The sequence below is a fragment of the Thalassotalea sp. PLHSN55 genome (assembly GCF_052030545.1).
Lineage (GTDB): Bacteria > Pseudomonadota > Gammaproteobacteria > Enterobacterales > Alteromonadaceae > CANMXU01.
In genome coordinates this window covers 77,292-95,799 of the sequence record NZ_JBPDIH010000002.1, presented here as the reverse complement: position 1 = coordinate 95,799, position 18,508 = coordinate 77,292, and the positions used below count along the sequence as shown (strand labels likewise).

18 protein-coding genes are annotated in these 18,508 nt (G+C 41.2%); 6 read left to right on the top strand and 12 right to left on the bottom strand.

All coding sequences use genetic code 11. The features are described from left to right. The first annotated feature begins 70 nt into the window (after positions 1 to 70). Positions 71 to 1,540, top strand: coding sequence for a membrane-bound lytic murein transglycosylase MltF (gene mltF / locus ACRRSQ_RS03620; protein WP_440874341.1), 1,470 nt, complete (start codon positions 71 to 73; stop codon positions 1,538 to 1,540). A 74-nt stretch (positions 1,541 to 1,614) separates the two neighbouring features. Here the strand turns inward: mltF and ACRRSQ_RS03615 are convergent, their stop codons facing one another. Beyond that, complete coding sequence (locus tag ACRRSQ_RS03615; RefSeq protein ID WP_440874340.1) at positions 1,615 to 2,799, bottom strand: BamA/TamA family outer membrane protein; 1,185 nt, start codon at positions 2,797 to 2,799, stop codon at positions 1,615 to 1,617. Between the two features lie 249 nt (positions 2,800 to 3,048). Here ACRRSQ_RS03615 and ACRRSQ_RS03610 point away from each other — a divergent pair, with 249 nt between their 5' ends. Then, positions 3,049 to 3,198: a hypothetical protein gene (locus ACRRSQ_RS03610; RefSeq protein ID WP_440874339.1), complete on the top strand. Its 150-nt coding sequence runs from the start codon at positions 3,049 to 3,051 to the stop codon at positions 3,196 to 3,198. A 147-nt stretch (positions 3,199 to 3,345) separates the two neighbouring features. Here the strand turns inward: ACRRSQ_RS03610 and tadA are convergent, their stop codons facing one another. The 7 genes from tadA to ACRRSQ_RS03575 form a co-directional block, all read right to left on the bottom strand. Further along, a complete protein-coding gene (tadA, locus tag ACRRSQ_RS03605; protein WP_440874338.1) occupies positions 3,346 to 3,840 on the bottom strand; it encodes a tRNA adenosine(34) deaminase TadA in 495 nt (164 codons plus the stop codon). Then, positions 3,837 to 5,018, bottom strand: a complete 1,182-nt coding sequence (gene hemW / locus ACRRSQ_RS03600) for a radical SAM family heme chaperone HemW (protein WP_440874337.1) — start codon at positions 5,016 to 5,018, stop codon at positions 3,837 to 3,839. Before hemW ends, tadA begins: the two co-directional genes overlap by 4 nt. A 6-nt stretch (positions 5,019 to 5,024) precedes the next feature. Further along, entirely contained in the window at positions 5,025 to 5,612 is a 588-nt protein-coding gene (locus tag ACRRSQ_RS03595) for an XTP/dITP diphosphatase (protein WP_440874336.1), read from the bottom strand. A gap of 145 nt (positions 5,613 to 5,757) precedes the next feature. Next, positions 5,758 to 6,195, bottom strand: coding sequence for a DUF4426 domain-containing protein (locus ACRRSQ_RS03590; RefSeq protein WP_440874335.1), 438 nt, complete (start codon positions 6,193 to 6,195; stop codon positions 5,758 to 5,760). Between the two features lie 62 nt (positions 6,196 to 6,257). After that, on the bottom strand, positions 6,258 to 6,806 hold the full coding sequence (locus ACRRSQ_RS03585) for a YggT family protein (protein ID WP_440874334.1): 549 nt from the start codon (positions 6,804 to 6,806) through the stop codon (positions 6,258 to 6,260). Between the two features lie 34 nt (positions 6,807 to 6,840). Then, positions 6,841 to 7,659 carry a pyrroline-5-carboxylate reductase gene (proC, locus tag ACRRSQ_RS03580; RefSeq protein ID WP_440874333.1) on the bottom strand — a complete coding sequence of 273 codons (819 nt, stop codon included), beginning with the start codon at positions 7,657 to 7,659 and terminating at the stop codon, positions 6,841 to 6,843. 24 nt (positions 7,660 to 7,683) lie between these two features. Beyond that, positions 7,684 to 8,355, bottom strand: a complete 672-nt coding sequence (locus ACRRSQ_RS03575) for a YggS family pyridoxal phosphate-dependent enzyme (protein ID WP_440874332.1) — start codon at positions 8,353 to 8,355, stop codon at positions 7,684 to 7,686. A 59-nt stretch (positions 8,356 to 8,414) separates the two neighbouring features. Between ACRRSQ_RS03575 and ACRRSQ_RS03570 the strand changes: the two genes are divergently transcribed. Further along, a complete protein-coding gene (locus ACRRSQ_RS03570; protein ID WP_440874331.1) occupies positions 8,415 to 9,458 on the top strand; it encodes a type IV pilus twitching motility protein PilT in 1,044 nt (347 codons plus the stop codon). A 32-nt stretch (positions 9,459 to 9,490) separates the two neighbouring features. Next, entirely contained in the window at positions 9,491 to 10,621 is a 1,131-nt protein-coding gene (locus ACRRSQ_RS03565) for a PilT/PilU family type 4a pilus ATPase (protein WP_440874330.1), read from the top strand. 241 nt (positions 10,622 to 10,862) lie between these two features. On the opposite strand, the gene ruvX is transcribed toward ACRRSQ_RS03565, so the two are convergent. From ruvX to rsmE, 4 genes are all read right to left on the bottom strand, one after another. Beyond that, a complete protein-coding gene (gene ruvX, locus ACRRSQ_RS03560; RefSeq protein WP_440874329.1) occupies positions 10,863 to 11,318 on the bottom strand; it encodes a Holliday junction resolvase RuvX in 456 nt (151 codons plus the stop codon). Then, complete coding sequence (locus tag ACRRSQ_RS03555; RefSeq protein WP_440874328.1) at positions 11,318 to 11,872, bottom strand: YqgE/AlgH family protein; 555 nt, start codon at positions 11,870 to 11,872, stop codon at positions 11,318 to 11,320. The genes ruvX and ACRRSQ_RS03555 overlap by 1 nt, the downstream gene beginning before the upstream one ends. Before the next feature lie 297 nt (positions 11,873 to 12,169). Next, on the bottom strand, positions 12,170 to 13,120 hold the full coding sequence (gshB, locus tag ACRRSQ_RS03550; protein ID WP_440874327.1) for a glutathione synthase: 951 nt from the start codon (positions 13,118 to 13,120) through the stop codon (positions 12,170 to 12,172). Positions 13,121 to 13,150: 30 nt separating this feature from the next. After that, positions 13,151 to 13,885 carry a 16S rRNA (uracil(1498)-N(3))-methyltransferase gene (gene rsmE, locus ACRRSQ_RS03545; protein ID WP_440874326.1) on the bottom strand — a complete coding sequence of 245 codons (735 nt, stop codon included), beginning with the start codon at positions 13,883 to 13,885 and terminating at the stop codon, positions 13,151 to 13,153. A gap of 229 nt (positions 13,886 to 14,114) precedes the next feature. On the opposite strand from rsmE, the gene ACRRSQ_RS03540 reads away from it, so the two are divergent. Next, positions 14,115 to 15,317: an efflux RND transporter periplasmic adaptor subunit gene (locus ACRRSQ_RS03540; protein WP_440874325.1), complete on the top strand. Its 1,203-nt coding sequence runs from the start codon at positions 14,115 to 14,117 to the stop codon at positions 15,315 to 15,317. A 9-nt stretch (positions 15,318 to 15,326) separates the two neighbouring features. Further along, on the top strand, positions 15,327 to 18,431 hold the full coding sequence (locus ACRRSQ_RS03535; RefSeq protein ID WP_440874324.1) for an efflux RND transporter permease subunit: 3,105 nt from the start codon (positions 15,327 to 15,329) through the stop codon (positions 18,429 to 18,431). The last annotated feature ends 77 nt before the right edge of the window (positions 18,432 to 18,508 follow it).

The window sequence follows — 18,508 nt, the reverse complement described above, 5'->3', positions numbered from 1 at the left end:
GACCAAGATAAAAAATAAATTGCTCAAAAAAATAAACCTTTTGAAAGGGTTAATTTTCCTAGTTTCCTTTATGCTCCTTTCTTGCGAGCAGCAAGATACTCGTACGCATTTGCAGCGAATTGTCGACCGCGGATATGTGCAAGTGGGCACAATATTTGGCCCCAACAATTATTATATTGCAGCCGAGGGGCCCGCTGGCTTTGAATATGAGCTAGCTAAAAAATTTGCCGACAGTCTTGGCGTCGAGTTAAAAATAGTCCCTAGTTATAACCTTGAAGACTTATTTGAAAAATTAAATAACGGACAAGTCGACCTGCTTGCTGCGGGTTTGGCGGTTACACCAAATCGTTTAGCGCAATTTGATTTTGCGCCAAGTTACGATGAAATTAGTCAAAAGCTGGTTTTCAAACAAGGCAAAGTGCGACCTAGGCAAGTGACCGATCTCACGGGTAGCTTGATGGTAACGGCTAATTCAAGTCATGTTGAAAATCTAGAAAAATTACAAAAAATCAATAACGAGCTTAACTGGCAAGAAACTGCCGACTATGACAGTGAAGAGCTGCTCATTAGTGTCTTAGCGGATGAAATTGACTACACAGTAATCGACAGTAATACCTTAGCTATTCAACGTCGTTATTATCCTGAAATTAGTATCGGCTTTACCATTCAATCCCCTGAACCAATTGCTTGGGCTTTAAAAAAAGACGGTGACGATACCTTACTGGCGAGCTTAGTTGAATTTTTTGGTAAGGTGCATCACGACGGCACTTTGTTAACCTTAGACGATAAATATTACGGTCACGTTGAAAAATTCAATTACGTTGATACCCGTTTATTTATTCAAGCAATAGAAAAGAAGCTACCTAAATACCAAGGGTATTTTGAAAAGCACAGTCAAGAAATTGATTGGCGTTTACTTGCTGCCATTAGTTATCAAGAATCGCATTGGGAACCGCATGCTCGCTCATATACTGGGGTGCGAGGTATGATGATGTTGACCTTGTCGACGGCGAAACAAATGGGCATAAAAAGTCGCTTAGATGTTGAACAAAGCATTCGCGGCGGCGCAAAATACTTCAAACGCATGATTGATAAAATGCCAGCGCGCATTCCAACGCCTGACCGAACTTGGTTTGCATTAGCGGCTTATAATGTCGGCTTTGGTCATTTAAATGATGCGCGCATTATTACTCAGCGCCAAGGTGGCGACCCAGATCGTTGGGTTGAAGTGAAAACTCGATTGCCACTACTTAAGCAGAAAAAATATTATAAAAATACCAAATATGGCTATGCCAGAGGCGACGAGCCAGTTAAGTATGTTGAAAATATTCGCCGTTATTACGATACCTTAACGTGGATGGATGAAAAGTCTAAGGCTCAGGCGGCAGCAGAATTAGCGGCGCAGCAGCTGCTGGAACAAGGTCGTCAGCTAGAACAAGAGCGCCAGCTTGAAAAAGATCTCGCGGCTAATGTTAACGACCTTAAAGGTGATGAACAAACATCTGAGCCCAAGCTTGATAGCGAAAATAACACGCAGTAATTCACGTACTAATGAAGTGTTCCAATTAACCGGTGCTAATTAAGCGTTCTAATTAAGTCTATTCAAGCAGGCTGCTACCAAGCTGAGCCTGCTTGGATATAAACGACATTTTCTTCAGGGCCTTTTGCAAGGTCGACGCCCATTTTAAAACCGTACCTTCTGGCAATTAAATAACGAAAGCCGATACCTTTACTAACTTTACTACCACTTGAAAATAGCGAATTAAACTCATTATTTATTTTACCTGCGCCGGCAAAAACATTCGTTTGCCAACGTTGGTTAATTTGATAACTCAGTTCAAATTCAGTTAAAGCGACGGCGTTAGCTTGGTAGCGCCCTGATGGAATACCGCGCATCGAAATAGTGGGAGTTGCATAAGGAGGCAATAATTCGTCACTGTTTGCATATTGCAGCTCAGCTTTAATGCCGCCAAACCATTTATCACTGATGTGGAAATAATGCAGCGCTTCAAATTCGGTTAATTGATAATTAATATCAGAGCCAATCGCCTCGTTAAACCAATAATGATTGAGCTCGTATTTTAAGCCAATATTTGGCGAGAAAAAGTTATTGCGCGTATCATATTCAATGCTGAATCCTAGCCCAGAAGTGGTCACTTTTTGATGTAATAATTCGCTTAATTTTTCTTGTAATAACGGCGGAATGAAATTAAGAAAGTCATCAATATTGCTTGGTGCGATATCAGCATTTATGTAGCGTTGGCTAGGGCCAAGATAAAAGGCGCTATCACCAAGTTTAAACTTAAGCGACTGCAAAATAACGGTGGCTTGCGTATTTAATTGCAATGGTTTGGTCAGTGCAATATCGCCAATACCATAAAAATCAAGATTAACATCACCGTAGCCGCCTCCGCCCATGTAGCGAATCTTGCCTTGTTGAAAAAAGCCCAAATGACCGCCACCAATAAAATAAGAATCGTTACCAGTATATGCGCCAAAGCCTGCTGAAATGCTTGGCGGTAGTAGGTGTTGCCCGGCATCACTGTCTTTAGATTTCATCAATGCCATTCTGGCGTCTTTTTCGGCTTCGTCTTCATGGAAAAATAAACCCATCATACCTAAGCCGCCATCAACAGCCGGATCAGAAATAATGATCGGCACAGGCAGAAAACCATAGGCGTTTTCAGATAAATACTGAGAAGCGTCAAACATGCCATCGATGGGATCAATGAACTGATTGGCGATAACTTCATTACAGCTAAGTAACACTGTAAGGGTGAAAAGGAGGCTTTTTTTCATGAGTATTTGTTCGTTATTTTAAAATGTTAGCTTTAATGGTTGTTTTTGCTTGGTTTTTAAATGTTAAGCGCTGCTTTGTAATGCGTTTAGTAAAGTTACAAAGGTCACAAACTATTACAATTTATGTCATTTAAATGTCATAAACTTGAGTAATAATCAAATAAGCGTTTTAAATGTTACATATACTTAAAACATGCTATTGAAGTTCAAACATTTAACAACATCATTGATATTAATTAGGTAAAAATTATGAGAATTAAAAAATCATTTGCAAGTACACAACGTCGTCGTCAAATGCAACGACATCACACTAAAATGTTAAACCGTCGTCACCTGCAGTTTACTCAAAGCTTAACGATTGAAAGCGTAACCAATGAAAGTAGAGCATCAGATTGTTAATACGCTGTTGTTTTTGAGGCATTAATTTAGTTTTTAATTTAGATTAACCCAATTCCCTATAGATGAAATCAGCGTTACCTGCGACGCGTTTTTTACTTTCTTTTACACCATATTTAAGCTAACTATTTTCCCTAAGCATCGCTTAATCTAGTCTGTTAACTGACTTGCCTTCTTTTGTGCTTTTTTTTCGGCCCTGCGGCGTTTAAAAAATGCTGAAATAAGCTCGCTGCATTGCTTGGCCATAACGCCACTGGTAACGTCGAGTTGATGATTTAATTTATCATTTGCCACTAAATTAAATACGCTATTGGCAGCACCTGTTTTTAAATCAGCACTGGCATACACTAAACGTTTTATACGGCTATGCACTAATAAGCCTGCACACATAGGGCAGGGCTCTAAGGTGACATACAGCGTGCAGTCAAGCATACGATAGTTTTCAAGGTGTTTTCCTGCCGCTCTAATGGCTAACATTTCAGCATGCGCAGAAGGGTCATTTAGCATGATTGATTGATTAAAACCTTCGCCGATAATCTTCCCGTCTGCGACAACAACAGCGCCAACGGGGATCTCATCATGTTGTTCAGCAATCTGGGCAAGTTCAAATGCCCGTTGCATAAAAAGGGTATCTTTATCACTCATAAAAACAGCTCTAATAGATCATTTAAATAACGATGGCCTAACGGACTTACTTGCCACGTTTTCGCTTGATGATTGGCCTGCAGTAATTCTTTTTGCTCTGCAATTTTTAGCTTTTCAATAATTACGTCACGGGTTAAGCCGGTCGTTTTTTCAAAATCATCAAGCGAGAAGGCTTGTTGCAGGCGCAGTTGGTTCATCATAAATTCAAACGGTAACTCGTCAGCGGTTACTGTGTTTAAATGATCAACAAAGTCGCGTGTTTGATCAAGATAACCTTTAGGGTGCTTAACCTTAACCGTTCGGTAAATACTATGACTATTTATATCGGTAATCTTACCATGTGCGCCACAACCAATTCCTAAGTAGTCACCAAATTGCCAATAATTTAAATTATGTTGGCAACGTTTGTTGTCGCTTTTTGCATACGCAGAAATTTCATATTGCTGATAACCCGCATCGCTGAGTAATTTCATGCCTTGGTCTTGAATATCCCACAGTATTTCATCTTGCGGTAAAGTCGGAGGTTTCGAGTGAAAAGCGGTATTAGGTTCAATGGTTAATTGATACCATGAGATATGATCAGGTTTTAAAGAAATGGCTGTTTTTAAGTCATCTAATGCGTGTTCAACCGACTGTTTAGGTAAACCGTGCATTAGGTCTAAATTAAAACTCTTAATGCCACTGCTGACGGCATATTTCGCCGCTTTTTTGGCTTGTTCACTGTCGTGAATACGGCCAAGCTTAATTAATTTATCTGAAGAGAAGCTTTGAACACCAATTGATAAACGGGTAACACCTGCTTTAGCAAAGCCGTTAAATTTTTCCGCTTCAACCGTGCCGGGGTTTGCCTCTAAGGTAATCTCAATATCTTTGTCATGGACAAATCGGGCAAGCACTTGTGACAATATTGACTGAATTGCCTCGGCTGAAAATAAACTTGGCGTGCCACCACCAATAAAAATGCTGTGCAGGGGGCGCTGCTGCAACTTAAATTTTTGAATATCTGCGTCTAAATCTGCGATCAATGCGTTAACATAGTCTTGCTCAGGTATTTTTTCTTTCAGGCTATGGGAGTTAAAATCGCAATAAGGGCATTTTTGCACACACCAAGGAATATGGATGTACAAAGATAAAGGTGGTGTCTGTAACAGTGAATTAGCTATTTGAGTATTTGCCAAGGTAAATTACTCAAAGTGTGTTAACAGTTGCTGCAGTGCTTTACCACGATGGCTTAATTGACCTTTTTGCTCGCGCGTTAATTGCGCTGCGGTCATTTGCAATTGCTCTTGCCAAAATACCGGATCGTAGCCAAAGCCGTGTTCTCCGATTTTTTCATTGCTAATGCTGCCTTCCCAAACGCCGTGGCAAATAATGGGCGTAGGATCTAAATGGTGTTTCATGTAAACCAGTACACAATGAAAACGTGCGCTGCGCTGTGCTTGTGGCGTATCTTTTAGGGCGGCAAGTACTTTATCAATATTGTCGCTGTCGCTAGCACTTTCACCAGCATAACGAGCAGAGTATATGCCTGGCTCGCCGTTTAAGGCATCGACCTCTAAACCTGAATCGTCGGCAATGGCTGCAAGGCCTGAAATTTTTGCTGCATGTCGCGCTTTAATAATGGCATTTTCAATAAATGTTGTGCCGGTTTCTTCAGCATCTTCAACATTAAAGTCGCTTTGCGGAACGACATTAATTTTGTGGGCGCTAAGTAAAGCACCTAATTCTTTGACTTTGCCTTTATTGCCTGTAGCAAGCACGATAGTTGACATAATAGCGTCTCTAGAGGTTTTGATTTTTAGGGCCAGCATAATACCTTACTCTTGCAAAAATAGGTATACAAGCTGTGTTTTCAGCAATAAAAAAAGCACCATGTTAGGTGCTTTTTAAGGTTTTTATTGGCGCTTTATTGGCCAATTAATCAACGTAAAATTTTTGTTTAAACTTTAATTGTTGGCTTTCTTTGCCATCACTAATGGTTAAGTCAAAATAATACGTTTCTTCATCACTGTATTTTAGTTGCGTTAAGTAATAAATTGCTTGGCCTTCTTTGACTTCGTCAAATGATAACTGTTTGATTTGTCCTAAGTCATTTCGGGCGGTGCCAGTTATTCTTACTTGTTTCGCTGGGTTGTTTTCAACGGTATTATCAAGAACTGAAATGTTAATAAGACCATTATATCGGCTGCGCTCTATGCCATAACTTCTGGCAATTTCAGGGGTTAAAAATGTTGCGCCAATGGCCATGTAGTGCACATTAAATGAGCCGAGTTTTTTCATGTTTTCTGCACTAGCAGAGCCAATAGTGCCAGCTAGTATGACTATCATCGCGATAGCTTTAAAAATTTGTTTCATCAGTTCTTCCTTTGTCAAACTGAGCTTAAGTGATAAGTATAGCTAATGTTACGCTAAGTAATTTACACGATGCGCCAATAAGGCACAGAGTTAGACAAGACAATATTAATAACGTTAAGCAGTAAAAAGGCGATTAATACCGATAAATCTAAGCCACCAATACTTGGGATGATTTTTTTGATCGGGCGTAAAAACGGTTCAGTTAATTGATGGAAGATCATTTGTGTTGGGTTATAGCCTTGTACTACCCAGCTCATGATCGCCATGATCAGCATAATAATAAATAATAAAATACCGGTTTGTTTAATTAAAAACAATAAACCCAAATATGCCGACAAAATAAAGTCAATTGGAGCACCATTAAGTACTGGGATAACAATAAAGGTAAGCGTAGCAACAATATAGGCCAGTACGATAGTCGCTAAATCCATTCCGCCAAAACCTGGAATAATACGACGCATTGGCGTAACTAACGGGTTACTCACTTTAACGATAAATTGGCTTAACGGATTATAAAAATCAGCACGTACCCATTGTAACCACACACGCATAATAAGGATCATTAGCAAGGTGTCAAAGGCAAACTTTAGGATATAATTTACAGCTTCCATTTTTTTCTCCGATGGAATAAATTTTAAAATTCAATTATTGGTTATTTTGCGCCATTTCTTGTGCGCGATCCAATGCAGCCGTCATGGCTTTTGTTACTAATTGTGGCAACCCCCCCTCATTGAAGGTTCTAAGCGCCTCTTGAGTTGTGCCACCTTTGGATGTAACATTTTCACGTAATTGACCAATCGATAATTCGTTATTATGCACCACCATATTGGCTGCGCCTAATGCAGTTTGCTGAACAATTTTTCGGCTCATCTCTGGTGAGAAACCATAAGCGAGTGCTTGTTTTTCCATCGCTTCCATAAATAGGAAAAAGTAAGCAGGTCCAGAACCTGACAGTGCAATAATATGGTCAATTTGATGTTCTTCAGCTAGCCACACAATTTCACCAGCGGCTTGCATTAGTTGCTCGCTCATATCTTTTTGCGCTGCGCTAACGTCTTTTGACGCGTACATGCCGGTCATACCTAAGCCTAGCTGTGAAGGTGTATTTGGCATAGTTCGCACCACTGAGGCATTGCCGCCAAGGGCTTTTTGAATTTGCGCCATAGTACAGCCGGCAGCGACCGAGATAAAACACTTGTCGCTAATATCAAGCTGCTGTGCGATTTCTTGACACACATCAGCAATTAAATGCGGCTTAACGCCAAGCACTATGGTGTCGGCAAACTTTGCTGCTGCAATATTGCTTGCTGTTTCTTGAATGCCTAATGAGTCTTTAAGTGCTTCTCTTTTTCCTGCTGATGGGTTTGATACCATAATATCGTTGGCATTAAAGCCCGATCTCACTAACCCTGAAATAATGCCGGCGTTCATGTTGCCAGCACCAATAAATGCAACTTTGTTCATAACTTTCCTGTGTATGATAATGTATTAATTTCGCGCACCAAAAATAGCGCTACCAACTCTGACCATGGTAGAGCCTGATAAAATAGCATTTTGCATGTCGCCCGACATGCCCATCGATAAGGTGTCTACACAACTATATTTGGCTTTTAATGACAAAAACAACTCATGCATGGTGTGATAAGTGCTTAATGGCGCATTTTTTTCGGGAATCGCCATGATGCCGCGCAACGTTAAATGTTCACAGCTGTTCACAAAATCAGCAAGGTCATTAATGGCATTTTTATCGATACCCGACTTTGTTGATTCTTCGCTAATATTCACTTGTAAACAAACGTTTAGCGGAGTATCTTGACCTGACCTATGTTCGTTTAAACGAGTCGCAACCTTCTCTCTATCAACACTATGTACCCAGCTAAAATTTTGGGCAATAAGCTTAGTTTTGTTTGATTGAATAGGACCGATAAAGTGCCAACTAATATCCGATAAATGGCTTAGTTGGGCAATTTTTTCTACTGATTCTTGAACATAATTTTCACCAAACGCCTTTTGACCCGCTTGATAAGCTTGTTCAATGGCTTGAATTGGTTTGGTTTTACTCACTGCTAATAAAGTCACGTTATTGTTGTGCGAGCTTTGCTGACAATAATCGTTAATTTGCTGTTTTATCTGGCAGAGGTTATTTTTAATAGTAGTCATGAGTTAAACTTACTGAAGGCTCAATAGCCTGATTCACTATATTTGATTAAGAGGTTTGTATGGATATTACCGAATTATTAGCGTTTAGTGTGCAAAATAATGCATCTGACTTACATTTATCAACCGGTGTTCCACCTTCAATTCGTGTAGATGGCGATGTGCGCAAGCTTAACATACCCGCCTTTGATGCTAAAGACGTTAACGCGCTAGTTTATGACATTATGAATGACCGTCAGCGCAAAGAATATGAAGAAAATCTCGAAGTGGATTTCTCATTTGAAGTACCAAACCTAGCACGTTTCAGGGTAAATGCTTTTAACCAAAACCGTGGTCCTTCAGCGGTATTTCGTACCATTCCTAGCAAAATTTTATCACTTGACGACTTAGGCTGTCCTGACAGCTTTCGTGATATTTCCGACACCCCACGTGGTTTAGTGTTAGTGACAGGGCCAACCGGCTCGGGTAAATCAACCACACTCGCAGCGATGGTTGACTATATTAACTCCAATAAATATCACCATATTTTAACCATTGAAGATCCGATCGAATTTGTGCACGAAAATAAAATGTGTTTGATTAACCAACGAGAAGTGCATCGCGATACCTTAAGTTTTAATAACGCATTGCGTTCGGCGCTTCGTGAAGATCCCGATGTTATTCTAGTCGGTGAGATGCGTGATTTAGAAACTATTCGCCTTGCCATGACCGCTGCTGAAACTGGTCATTTAGTCTTTGGTACGCTACATACCACTTCTGCACCTAAAACCATTGACCGTATTATTGATGTATTCCCAGCGGAAGAAAAATCTATGGTTCGCTCGATGCTATCAGAGTCGCTCCGCGCGGTAATTTCACAAACCTTAGTGAAAAAAGTGGGCGGTGGCCGCGTTGCTGCACACGAGATCATGATCGGCGTACCGGCAATTCGTAACCTGATTCGTGAAGATAAAATTGCGCAAATGTATTCAGCCATTCAAACCGGTATGTCGCACGGCATGCAAACCATGGATCAATGTTTACAGAACTTAGTCAATCGCGGCATGATCACTAAACAAGATGCGATGGATAAAGCGTCTGATAAAAATCAATTTAAAAGTTTTTAATTTGCCGTTGCAGTAAGATTTAAGGAAATAACATGAATTTTCATCAACTGTTAGACACTATGGTGCAAAAAGATGCATCAGATATGTTTGTTACCGCAAAGCTGGCGGTAAGTGCCAAAATTAACGGTGAACTTCAGGCGATAGATGCACAAATTCTAACGCCAGAGCAGTCGCTTGCCCTTGTTCACGATGCAATGAATGACAAGCAAAAACAGCAATTTGACACCGAGAAAGAATGTAACTTCGCTATTTCGATAGACGGCATTGGCCGATTTCGTGTTTCTGCATTTTGGCAACGCGATATGGCGGGCATGGTAATTCGTCGTATTGTCACTGAAATTCCAAACTCGGATGATTTAGGTTTGCCATCGGTTTTAAAAGATGTGGTGATGTCAAAACGCGGATTAGTGCTGTTTGTTGGTGGTACCGGTACCGGTAAATCAACCTCGATGGCATCACTTATTGGCTATCGAAATGCTAATGCACGCGGACATATATTAACTATTGAAGATCCGGTTGAATTTGTTCATGAACATGGCAAAAGCATGATCACCCAACGTGAAGTTGGTCTTGACACTGAAAGCTTTGATGCAGCACTGAAAAGCTCATTACGCCAAGCGCCAGACGTTATATTAATTGGTGAAATTCGTAGCCAAGAAATTATGGAGCATGCGTTAAGTTTTGCTGAAACGGGCCATTTATGTATTGCAACCCTGCATGCCAATAACGCTAACCAAGCGATTGACCGTATTATGCATTTAGTGCCAGCTGAGCAACACGGTAAATTGCTGTTTGATTTAGCGCTGAACTTACGTGGCATTATTGCGCAACAATTAGTGCCAACACGCGATGGCAATGGTCGAGTTGCTGCTATCGAAATTTTACTGAACTCGCCTTATATCTCAGAGCTGATCAAAAAAGGTGAAGTGGGTAGCATTAAAGAGGTGATGGAGAAATCCACTGAGCAAGGTATGCAAACCTTTGATCAGGCGTTGTTTAACTTGTACCAGCAAGGGTTGATTAACTATGCTGATGCCTTACATCATGCTGATTCTCCAAACGATTTACGCTTGATGATCAAACTAAGAAGTAATGATCAAGGCGGCGTTGGCGCATTAAGCGGTGTTACCTTAGATGGTTTAGAAAACGACGAATTTAAATAAAAGCTAGAAGCTGCAAGATAAAAGCTGAAAGTGACAAGTTACAAGCTAGAAGCTGCAAGATAAAAGCAGCAAGCTAGAAGTTAAAAGCTGCAAGATAAAAGCTAGAAGTTGCAAGCTGCAAGTTTGAAGTTAAAAATATAAAAATGGCAAGTCTTAAAGGACTTGCCATTTTTTGTTTAATCGTTAAAATTTTTACCGCTTACCGCTTACCGCTTACCGCTTACCGCTTACCGCTTACCGCTTACTGATAACTCGCTTCAAAATAGCTTTCTAAAATCAGCTTGGCTGATTCGGCGTCAATATTATCTTTTTTCAAATTACGGTAACCGCCGCGTGAAAAAAGTTGCTCTTTGGCATCGGCGGTGGTTAAGCGTTCGTCTTGAAATTCCACTTTTACGCCTAAACGGCCAGCAACACGATTACCAAATTTTTTCGCATCTAAGGTGAGTTGCTGTTCGCTGCCATCCATGTTTAGTGGTAAACCAACAACCACTAAATCAGGTTGCCATTCGTTTAAATAAGCTTCTAGTTGCGGCCAGTTGGGAATGCCATTGGTGGCTTTAATCGAACCAAGTGGTGAAGCGCTGCCAGTAATTTCTTGGCCAACAGCAACACCAATATATTTTTTGCCAAAGTCAAAACCGATCAGCGTTCTCTCACCAATGGCTTTGCCTTTAGACGATTTAGTTTGTGACATTAAGCGTGTCCAACATCAGGGGATAAATGAGCAAGATCAAAGCCGAGTTTCTCGGTCGCTTTTTGCCAGCGTTGCTCAATGGGGGTATCAAATAAAATGGTTTCATCTGCAGGGGTTGTTAACCAAGAATTTTCTTGAATTTCTTGTTCGAGTTGCCCCGGACCCCAGCCAGCATATCCTAACGTCACCAAAAATTTTTCTGGTGCATCGTCGGTGCCAAGCGCCATTAAAATATCTTTAGAAGTGGTGATCATCACATCATTACTTAGCGCTAATGAACTACGCCAGCCTTTTTGCGGACTATGCAGTACAAAACCTCTGTCTTGAGAGACAGGACCGCCTGTTAGCACGAGTTGCTCAAGTGAAGGCACTTGTTCAAGTTCGTCATTAATTTGCGATAATAACTCGCTCAAGGTTAAATTTACCGGAGCATTAATGATCAAACCCATTGCGCCTTGGTCGTTATGCTCGCAAATGTATGTCACTGTTTTATTAAAGAAAGAGTCATCAAGTGACGGCATAGCGATCAATAACTGATTTTCTAAGCTTTCCATAATACCACCTCTTATTTGGTTAGGGGCTGTTGATCCTTCGTGTTTTTTTTTGCAGCAGTTTATAGGTATTTAGACAAAGCATTGTGATTGCTATGTGGTTATTCCACATGAAAGCGCAATAATGATGTATAAATGCCTAGAAACGCTGCCCTTGGGGTTCAACTAAACGCTATTTCTTCATCGTTGTTCACAAATTACATGGAACAACCATGCTGTGTTGTTCACGTCTTGAACAAAAAGCGTTTACGTTGAACAAAATTTAACCTCGAAAGATCAACAGACCCTAGAGTTTGTCGATTATTTTCCAACGGCTTCTTCAATAGCGTCCATTAACTTACCGCTAATGTTAATCGGATAGGCCGCTTCTATTTCTCTAATACAGGTAGGGCTAGTGACGTTTATTTCGGTAACTCTGTCACCAATTACATCTAATCCTACAAAGTATAGACCACGTTTTTTCAATTCTGGTGCAATTGTTTCAGCAATTAATTTATCACTGGCACTTAGTGGTCTTGCTTCACCTCTACCGCCGGCTGCTAAATTGCCGCGAGTTTCACCGCTGGCAGGAATACGCGCCAAGCAATACGGCATAGGTTCGCCATTAACGATTAAGATGCGTTTGTCACCATCACTAATGGCAGGCATGTATTCTTGTACCATGGCATATTGTTCGCCATGATTGGTTAAGGTTTCTAAAATTACGCCAACGTTAGGGTCGTTTTCGCCAATGCGGAAAATTGATGAACCGCCCATGCCGTCAAGTGGCTTGATGATGATATCTTTTAGCGCTTGATGAAATTCACGAATTTTTTGATTGTTTCGTGTCACTAAGGTTTTTGGCGTTAGTTCTGGAAACCATGCGGTGAATAATTTCTCGTTACAATCGCGTAGGCTTTGTGGCTTATTGACAATTAAGGTGCCAGCAACTTCTGCACGCTCTAGCATGTAAGTGGCGTAAATAAATTCAGTATCAAACGGGGGATCTTTACGCATTAATACCGCATCGAGTTCTGAAACAGCAATATCTTCAGCGTCGCCAAGCTCGTACCATTTTGTCGCATCGTCAAATACTTTCACTTGCGCTGTGGTGGCACGACATTCACCTTGTTCAAGGTAAAGATCTTTCATTTCCATGTAGTAAAGTTGGTAGCCACGTTTTTGCGCTTCTAACATCATTGCCATTGAAGAATCTTTTTTGATATTAACCGCTGAGATGGGATCCATCACTACGCCAAGTTTAATTGTCATTTCAATACCTTAATTTTATAAATGTTGTGATTAAGCTAAATCGCCGTATCGACACTGTAATGCGGTAATAGCCGTTAATGCGGCGGTTTCGGTTCTCAATACACGTGGGCCGAGCAATACATCTTGAAAGTCAGCATCGTTTGCAAGCGTAATTTCGTCGTCGCTTAAACCGCCTTCAGGACCAACAAGTAATCTTACTCGCTGATTTTCAATCGGCAATGACATAATAGAATGTGATGCCTTGGGGTGTAAATTTAATTTCAATGCACTGGTTTGTTGTTCAAGCCATTGTGTCAATAATACCGGCTCGTTTACCACTGGCACGATACAGCGCCCTGATTGCTCACAGGCGCTGATAACAATTTTTTGCCACTGTTCGACTTTTTTGGCTAAACGCTCTTTATTAAGCTTTACGCCGCAGCGCTCGGTAAACAGTGGTGTTATGGTATTTACGCCTAACTCTACCGATTTTTGTAGGGTAAAGTCCATTCTATCACCACGCGATATGCCTTGACCTAAATGAATGTTTAGCGGTGATTCTACGTTTTTCTCAGCGACATCTAAAATCATCATTTGCGCACTTTTTTTACTGACATTAGTGAGCTTTGCGCTATATTCGTGCGCTGATTGACCGTTAAATACCGTGATCAGATCGTCATTTTTTAATCGTAATACCCGCACTGCATGGCCAAAAGCGTCATCGTCTAGCGTTATGGTTTGCCCTGTCGCTAACGGGGTATTTTGATAAATTCTAGGGTTTCTCATAAGCAGTGTTTTAAGCCGTCAAAAGTTAACTGTGGATCGTTTGTCCTAATTAATAATGTAGATTGGGATCAAGGTTAAACTTTACAAGCATTAAGAGGAATTTAGGAATAAATTCCCGCTTAAACAGTTTTTCTTATCTTGTTGATAAAAAACAAGCGGAATTTAACAAGGGTTGTGCAATAATTGCTAAAACAGTTTGTGACATTTCATTAACAAGGATTAACCTTATATGCCGTTATATCATTCTTTTCAATTGTTATTTCGTCAATCAAGACACGTTAGCACGCTTAAATTCTTCGCCTGTAGTCTTGCCTTATTCACGCTAGCTGGTTGTGGCCAGCCAGAACAAGCGCAAGTTGCAGCACCAGCGCCTGCGGTTTCTGTGTATGCCGTCAGTAATGTTGAAGTTGGTCAATATAAAGAGTTTGTTGCCCGCACGGAAGCGTCAAAAGAAGCTAACCTTAGAGCGCGTGTTGAAGGTGAGTTAATTGAAAGACACTTTCGTGAAGGCATGAAGGTTGAAAAAGGACAATTATTGTTACAAATTGACCCAGCTGCCTATGAAGCTTCGCTTACGCAAGCCAAAGCTGATTTAAACAGTAAGTTATCAGCGCAAGGCAATGCCATTCGTAACTTAAAGCGAGCTGATGAATTAATTGACCAAGGCTATATTTCTCAGTCTGATTATGACCGCTTAACTACAGAAAAGTCACAAGCGATGGCAGGGGTTAATGCCGCAGAAGCTGCGCTTGAAAAAGCAGAGCTTAATTTAAGCTATACCAAAATTCATGCGCCATTTAGCGGTGCTATCGGCAAGGTAAATTACGATATTGGCAACTTTGTTGGCCCTAATAGTGAGCCATTAGCGACATTAATCGTAACCGACCCGATTTATGTGAACTTTCAAGTAGAAGAAAGTGACTATATTACTCATCTACAAAAGCACCATAAGGTACGCGATCCGAAAAATGTACCTATCGACATTACCCTGCGTTTACCTAACAACACCAATTACCCCGAACAAGGCCTGTTAAACTTTGCCGATACTAAGATTGACCAAGGCATGGGTACGGTTGAGCTTCGCGCGGTATTTGCTAACCCTGAAAAAGTTATTTTACCGGGCCTTTTTGTTAATTTAATTGTTGAAGGGCGCGTTAAGCAATCATTAGCGTTAATTCCACAAGCAGCAGTGCAAGAAAACCAACAAGGTAAATTTGTGCTAGTACTGGATGAAAACAATACTGTATCGCAACGCCATGTTGTTTTAGGCCGCAGAATGAATGCCATGTGGATTGTTAACTCTGGCTTAAACGAAGGCGAGAAAGTTGTGGTTGAAGGGCTGCAAAAAGTGCGCTCAGGCTCAAAAGTTAACCCAGTTGAAAAAACGATTGACCCAACAACGGGTACTATTTCTGATATTCAAGCAAATTAAGGGTTAATTATGATCAGTAAAACCTTTATTGAAAGGCCCAAGTTTGCCTTTGTGATCTCGATTGTGATCACGCTTGCGGGTTTAATTGCCATGCTATTGTTACCGGTGAATATGTATCCGGAAATTACCCCGCCACAAGTGCAAATTACTGCTGTATACCCTGGTGCTAGCGCACAAGTGGTGGAAGAGTCGGTTATTCGGCCAATAGAAGAGCAAATTAATGGTGTTGAAGACATGATGTATATCGAGTCTTCCGCATCAAATAATGGCGCAGCCACTATTACGGTATATTTTAAAGTGGGTACCGACAGCGATATGGCACAGGTGAATGTGCAAAACCGCGTATCGCTTGCCAACAGCTCATTACCAACAGAAGTGACGCGCCAAGGTGTGGTTGTTAAAAAACAATCAAGCAGCATGTTGCTAGGGGTAAATTTATTCTCCGAGCAAGAAAGCATAGATCAACTGTTTTTAAGTAACTATGCCACTAACTATTTAGTTGACCCTATTAGCCGAATTAAAGGCGTAGCTTCGGCTACTGTGATGGGGGAGATGACCTACAGCATGCGCGCTTGGCTGCGCCCCGATCGCATGTCATCACTTAATGTCACCGTTGCTGAAGTACAGCAAGCCTTGCAAGAGCAAAACATGATTGTTGCAGCAGGTAAGCTAGGCGCAAGCCCTGCACAGCCTAATCAACAATTTGAATATTCTATTCAAGCCCGTGGCCGTTTAAAAACCGCAGAAGAATTTGGCCAAACGATTATTCGTGCCCGTAAAAACGGTAACTTTGTCCGCTTAAGTGATGTTGCCCGCCTTGAACTTGGCGCTGCTGATTATTCTACCCAAGCCCGTTTAAACGGTAATCAAACCGCGTTTTTAGTGGTATATCAATTACCTGATGCCAACGCGACCGAAGTGGCGCGTTTAGTTAAAGAAGAAATGGAAGTATTAGCGAGTCGTTTTCCTGACGGCTTAGAGTACGTTATCCCTTACGATACCACCGAATTTATTTATCGCTCGATTGAAGAGGTGAAAGTGACCTTATTCCAGGCGGTAGGTTTGGTTATATTAGTGGTGTTTTTATTCTTACAAAACTGGCGTGCGACCATTATTCCATCTCTTGCGATTCCGGTATCACTAGTGGGTACTTTCGCCTTTATGATCTTAATGGGCTACTCGATTAATACCATCACCTTATTTGGTTTAGTACTGGCGATTGGTATCGTAGTAGATGACGCTATTATCGTAATAGAAAACGTTGAGCGTATTTTAAAAGAAGAAAAATTACCGATTAAAGAAGCTGTCACTAAAGCGATGGAACAAGTTTCAGGGCCCATTATTGCGACCACCTTGGTTTTACTTGCTGTATTTGTGCCGGTTGCCTTTATGCCCGGCATCACCGGTGAACTTTATAAACAGTTCTCGGTGACTATTTCTTTTGCGGTACTTATTTCGTCGTTAAACGCTTTAACCTTAAGCCCGGCGTTATGTTCAGTATTACTCTCTGAAAAGAACATGAAACCGATTAAATGGCTTTCACCGTTTGAGCGCGGCATTACTAAGTTAACTGGTGGTTATACCAACTCAGTACAATTTTTGTTAAAGCGCGTTGGCCGAGTTGGGCTTTTGGTCGTGGTTATATTTGCCGCAACAGGCTGGTTAAGTAGTAATGTGCCAACAGCATTTGTTCCTGGCGAAGATCAGGGCTATTTATTTGTTGATGTGCAATTACCCGATGCCGCATCTGCAAACCGCACCGAAGCGGTGATGGAGAAAATTACTCCGCTTATTTTAGACGATCCAGCGGTAACCGATCTTATTACCGTATCTGGTTTTTCATTGTTAGGTGGTGCAGGTTCAAATAATGCTTTAGCGATTATCATGTTAAAAGACTGGGAAGAACGCACCACGGATGAGCTTGGTTTAAGACAAGTGATTGGCCGATTAATGGGGCAATTATGGTCGCTACCTGATGCGCAAATAATGGTCTTTAACCCGCCGCCTATTCCGGGTTTAGGCAATAGCGCCGGTTTTGAATATAAACTTCAAGACAGTGAAGGGCGCGATCCAGCAGTATTAGCGCAAGTGATGAATGGCTTAATTTTTGAAGCCAACCAACGACCAGAATTATCGCAAGTATTTAGTACTTTCCGCGCAAGTGTGCCGCAATACTTTTTAGACGTTGATCGCAATAAAGCGAAAGCGCAAGGGGTGGCACTGTCTGATATTTTTGCCACTTTACAAGCTCAGCTTGGCTCGATGTATATCAATGACTTTAGCCAATTTGGCCGAACCTATCGCGTAACGATTCAAGCAGAAAGTGAATTTCGAAAAGACCCATCAGATCTTCGCCATTACTTTGTTAAAAATGCGGATGGTGACATGGTACCACTTACCACGTTAGCAAAACTTGAGCCGATTTTAGGGCCAACAACCATCAATCATTTCAACCTTTACCGCAGTGCTAGCATTACCGGACAAGGCGCCGCAGGTTATTCTTCTGGGCAAGCGATTGCCGTGATGGAAGAATTGTCGCAGCAGTTACCACAAGGTTATATTTTTGAATGGTCAGGACAATCTAAACAAGAATTAGAAGCCGGGAATTTAGCGCCAATTCTGTTTGGCTTAGCGATTATTTTTGTGTATTTATTCTTAGTGGCGCAATACGAAAGTTGGAGCATTCCATTTTCAGTTATCGCCGCGGTACCGTTAGCGATATTTGGCGCAATGTTAGCGCTGTATACGGTGGGTATGGCGAATAATATTTATGCACAAGTCGGTTTGGTATTGCTGATAGGCTTGTCGACAAAAACCGCGATTTTAATTGTTGAGTTTGCTATGGAGCAACGTGCCGCCGGAGCTACGATATTTGAAGCGGCGTTAAATGCCGCTAAAATGCGTTTTCGCGCGGTATTGATGACGGCACTATCGTTTGTACTAGGTGTATTGCCATTAGTCTTTGCCACAGGGGCTGGGGCAGGTTCACGTGTATCACTTGGTCTAACCGTACTTGCTGGTATGTTAGCGGCAACGATATTTGGAACGATTTTGGTGCCTTATTTTTATATGATCGTACAGAGCATGCGCGAAAAAATAAAAGGCGCTGCTTAAGTGGTTATTATTAATAACTAACTGTTTTTCATCATTAAGTGAGAAGCACTGATATAAAAGCCAGCGTAATTGCTGGC

Coding starts and splice junctions, on each gene's coding strand:
- mltF (WP_440874341.1), top strand. CDS start 71: ATGCTCCTTTCTTGCGAGCAGCAAGATACTCGTACGCATTTGCAGCGA.
- ACRRSQ_RS03615 (WP_440874340.1), bottom strand. CDS start 2,799: ATGAAAAAAAGCCTCCTTTTCACCCTTACAGTGTTACTTAGCTGTAAT.
- ACRRSQ_RS03610 (WP_440874339.1), top strand. CDS start 3,049: ATGAGAATTAAAAAATCATTTGCAAGTACACAACGTCGTCGTCAAATG.
- tadA (WP_440874338.1), bottom strand. CDS start 3,840: ATGAGTGATAAAGATACCCTTTTTATGCAACGGGCATTTGAACTTGCC.
- ACRRSQ_RS03595 (WP_440874336.1), bottom strand. CDS start 5,612: ATGTCAACTATCGTGCTTGCTACAGGCAATAAAGGCAAAGTCAAAGAA.
- ACRRSQ_RS03590 (WP_440874335.1), bottom strand. CDS start 6,195: ATGAAACAAATTTTTAAAGCTATCGCGATGATAGTCATACTAGCTGGC.
- ACRRSQ_RS03585 (WP_440874334.1), bottom strand. CDS start 6,806: ATGGAAGCTGTAAATTATATCCTAAAGTTTGCCTTTGACACCTTGCTA.
- proC (WP_440874333.1), bottom strand. CDS start 7,659: ATGAACAAAGTTGCATTTATTGGTGCTGGCAACATGAACGCCGGCATT.
- ACRRSQ_RS03575 (WP_440874332.1), bottom strand. CDS start 8,355: ATGACTACTATTAAAAATAACCTCTGCCAGATAAAACAGCAAATTAAC.
- ACRRSQ_RS03570 (WP_440874331.1), top strand. CDS start 8,415: ATGGATATTACCGAATTATTAGCGTTTAGTGTGCAAAATAATGCATCT.
- ACRRSQ_RS03565 (WP_440874330.1), top strand. CDS start 9,491: ATGAATTTTCATCAACTGTTAGACACTATGGTGCAAAAAGATGCATCA.
- ruvX (WP_440874329.1), bottom strand. CDS start 11,318: ATGTCACAAACTAAATCGTCTAAAGGCAAAGCCATTGGTGAGAGAACG.
- ACRRSQ_RS03555 (WP_440874328.1), bottom strand. CDS start 11,872: ATGGAAAGCTTAGAAAATCAGTTATTGATCGCTATGCCGTCACTTGAT.
- gshB (WP_440874327.1), bottom strand. CDS start 13,120: ATGACAATTAAACTTGGCGTAGTGATGGATCCCATCTCAGCGGTTAAT.
- rsmE (WP_440874326.1), bottom strand. CDS start 13,885: ATGAGAAACCCTAGAATTTATCAAAATACCCCGTTAGCGACAGGGCAA.
- ACRRSQ_RS03540 (WP_440874325.1), top strand. CDS start 14,115: ATGCCGTTATATCATTCTTTTCAATTGTTATTTCGTCAATCAAGACAC.
- ACRRSQ_RS03535 (WP_440874324.1), top strand. CDS start 15,327: ATGATCAGTAAAACCTTTATTGAAAGGCCCAAGTTTGCCTTTGTGATC.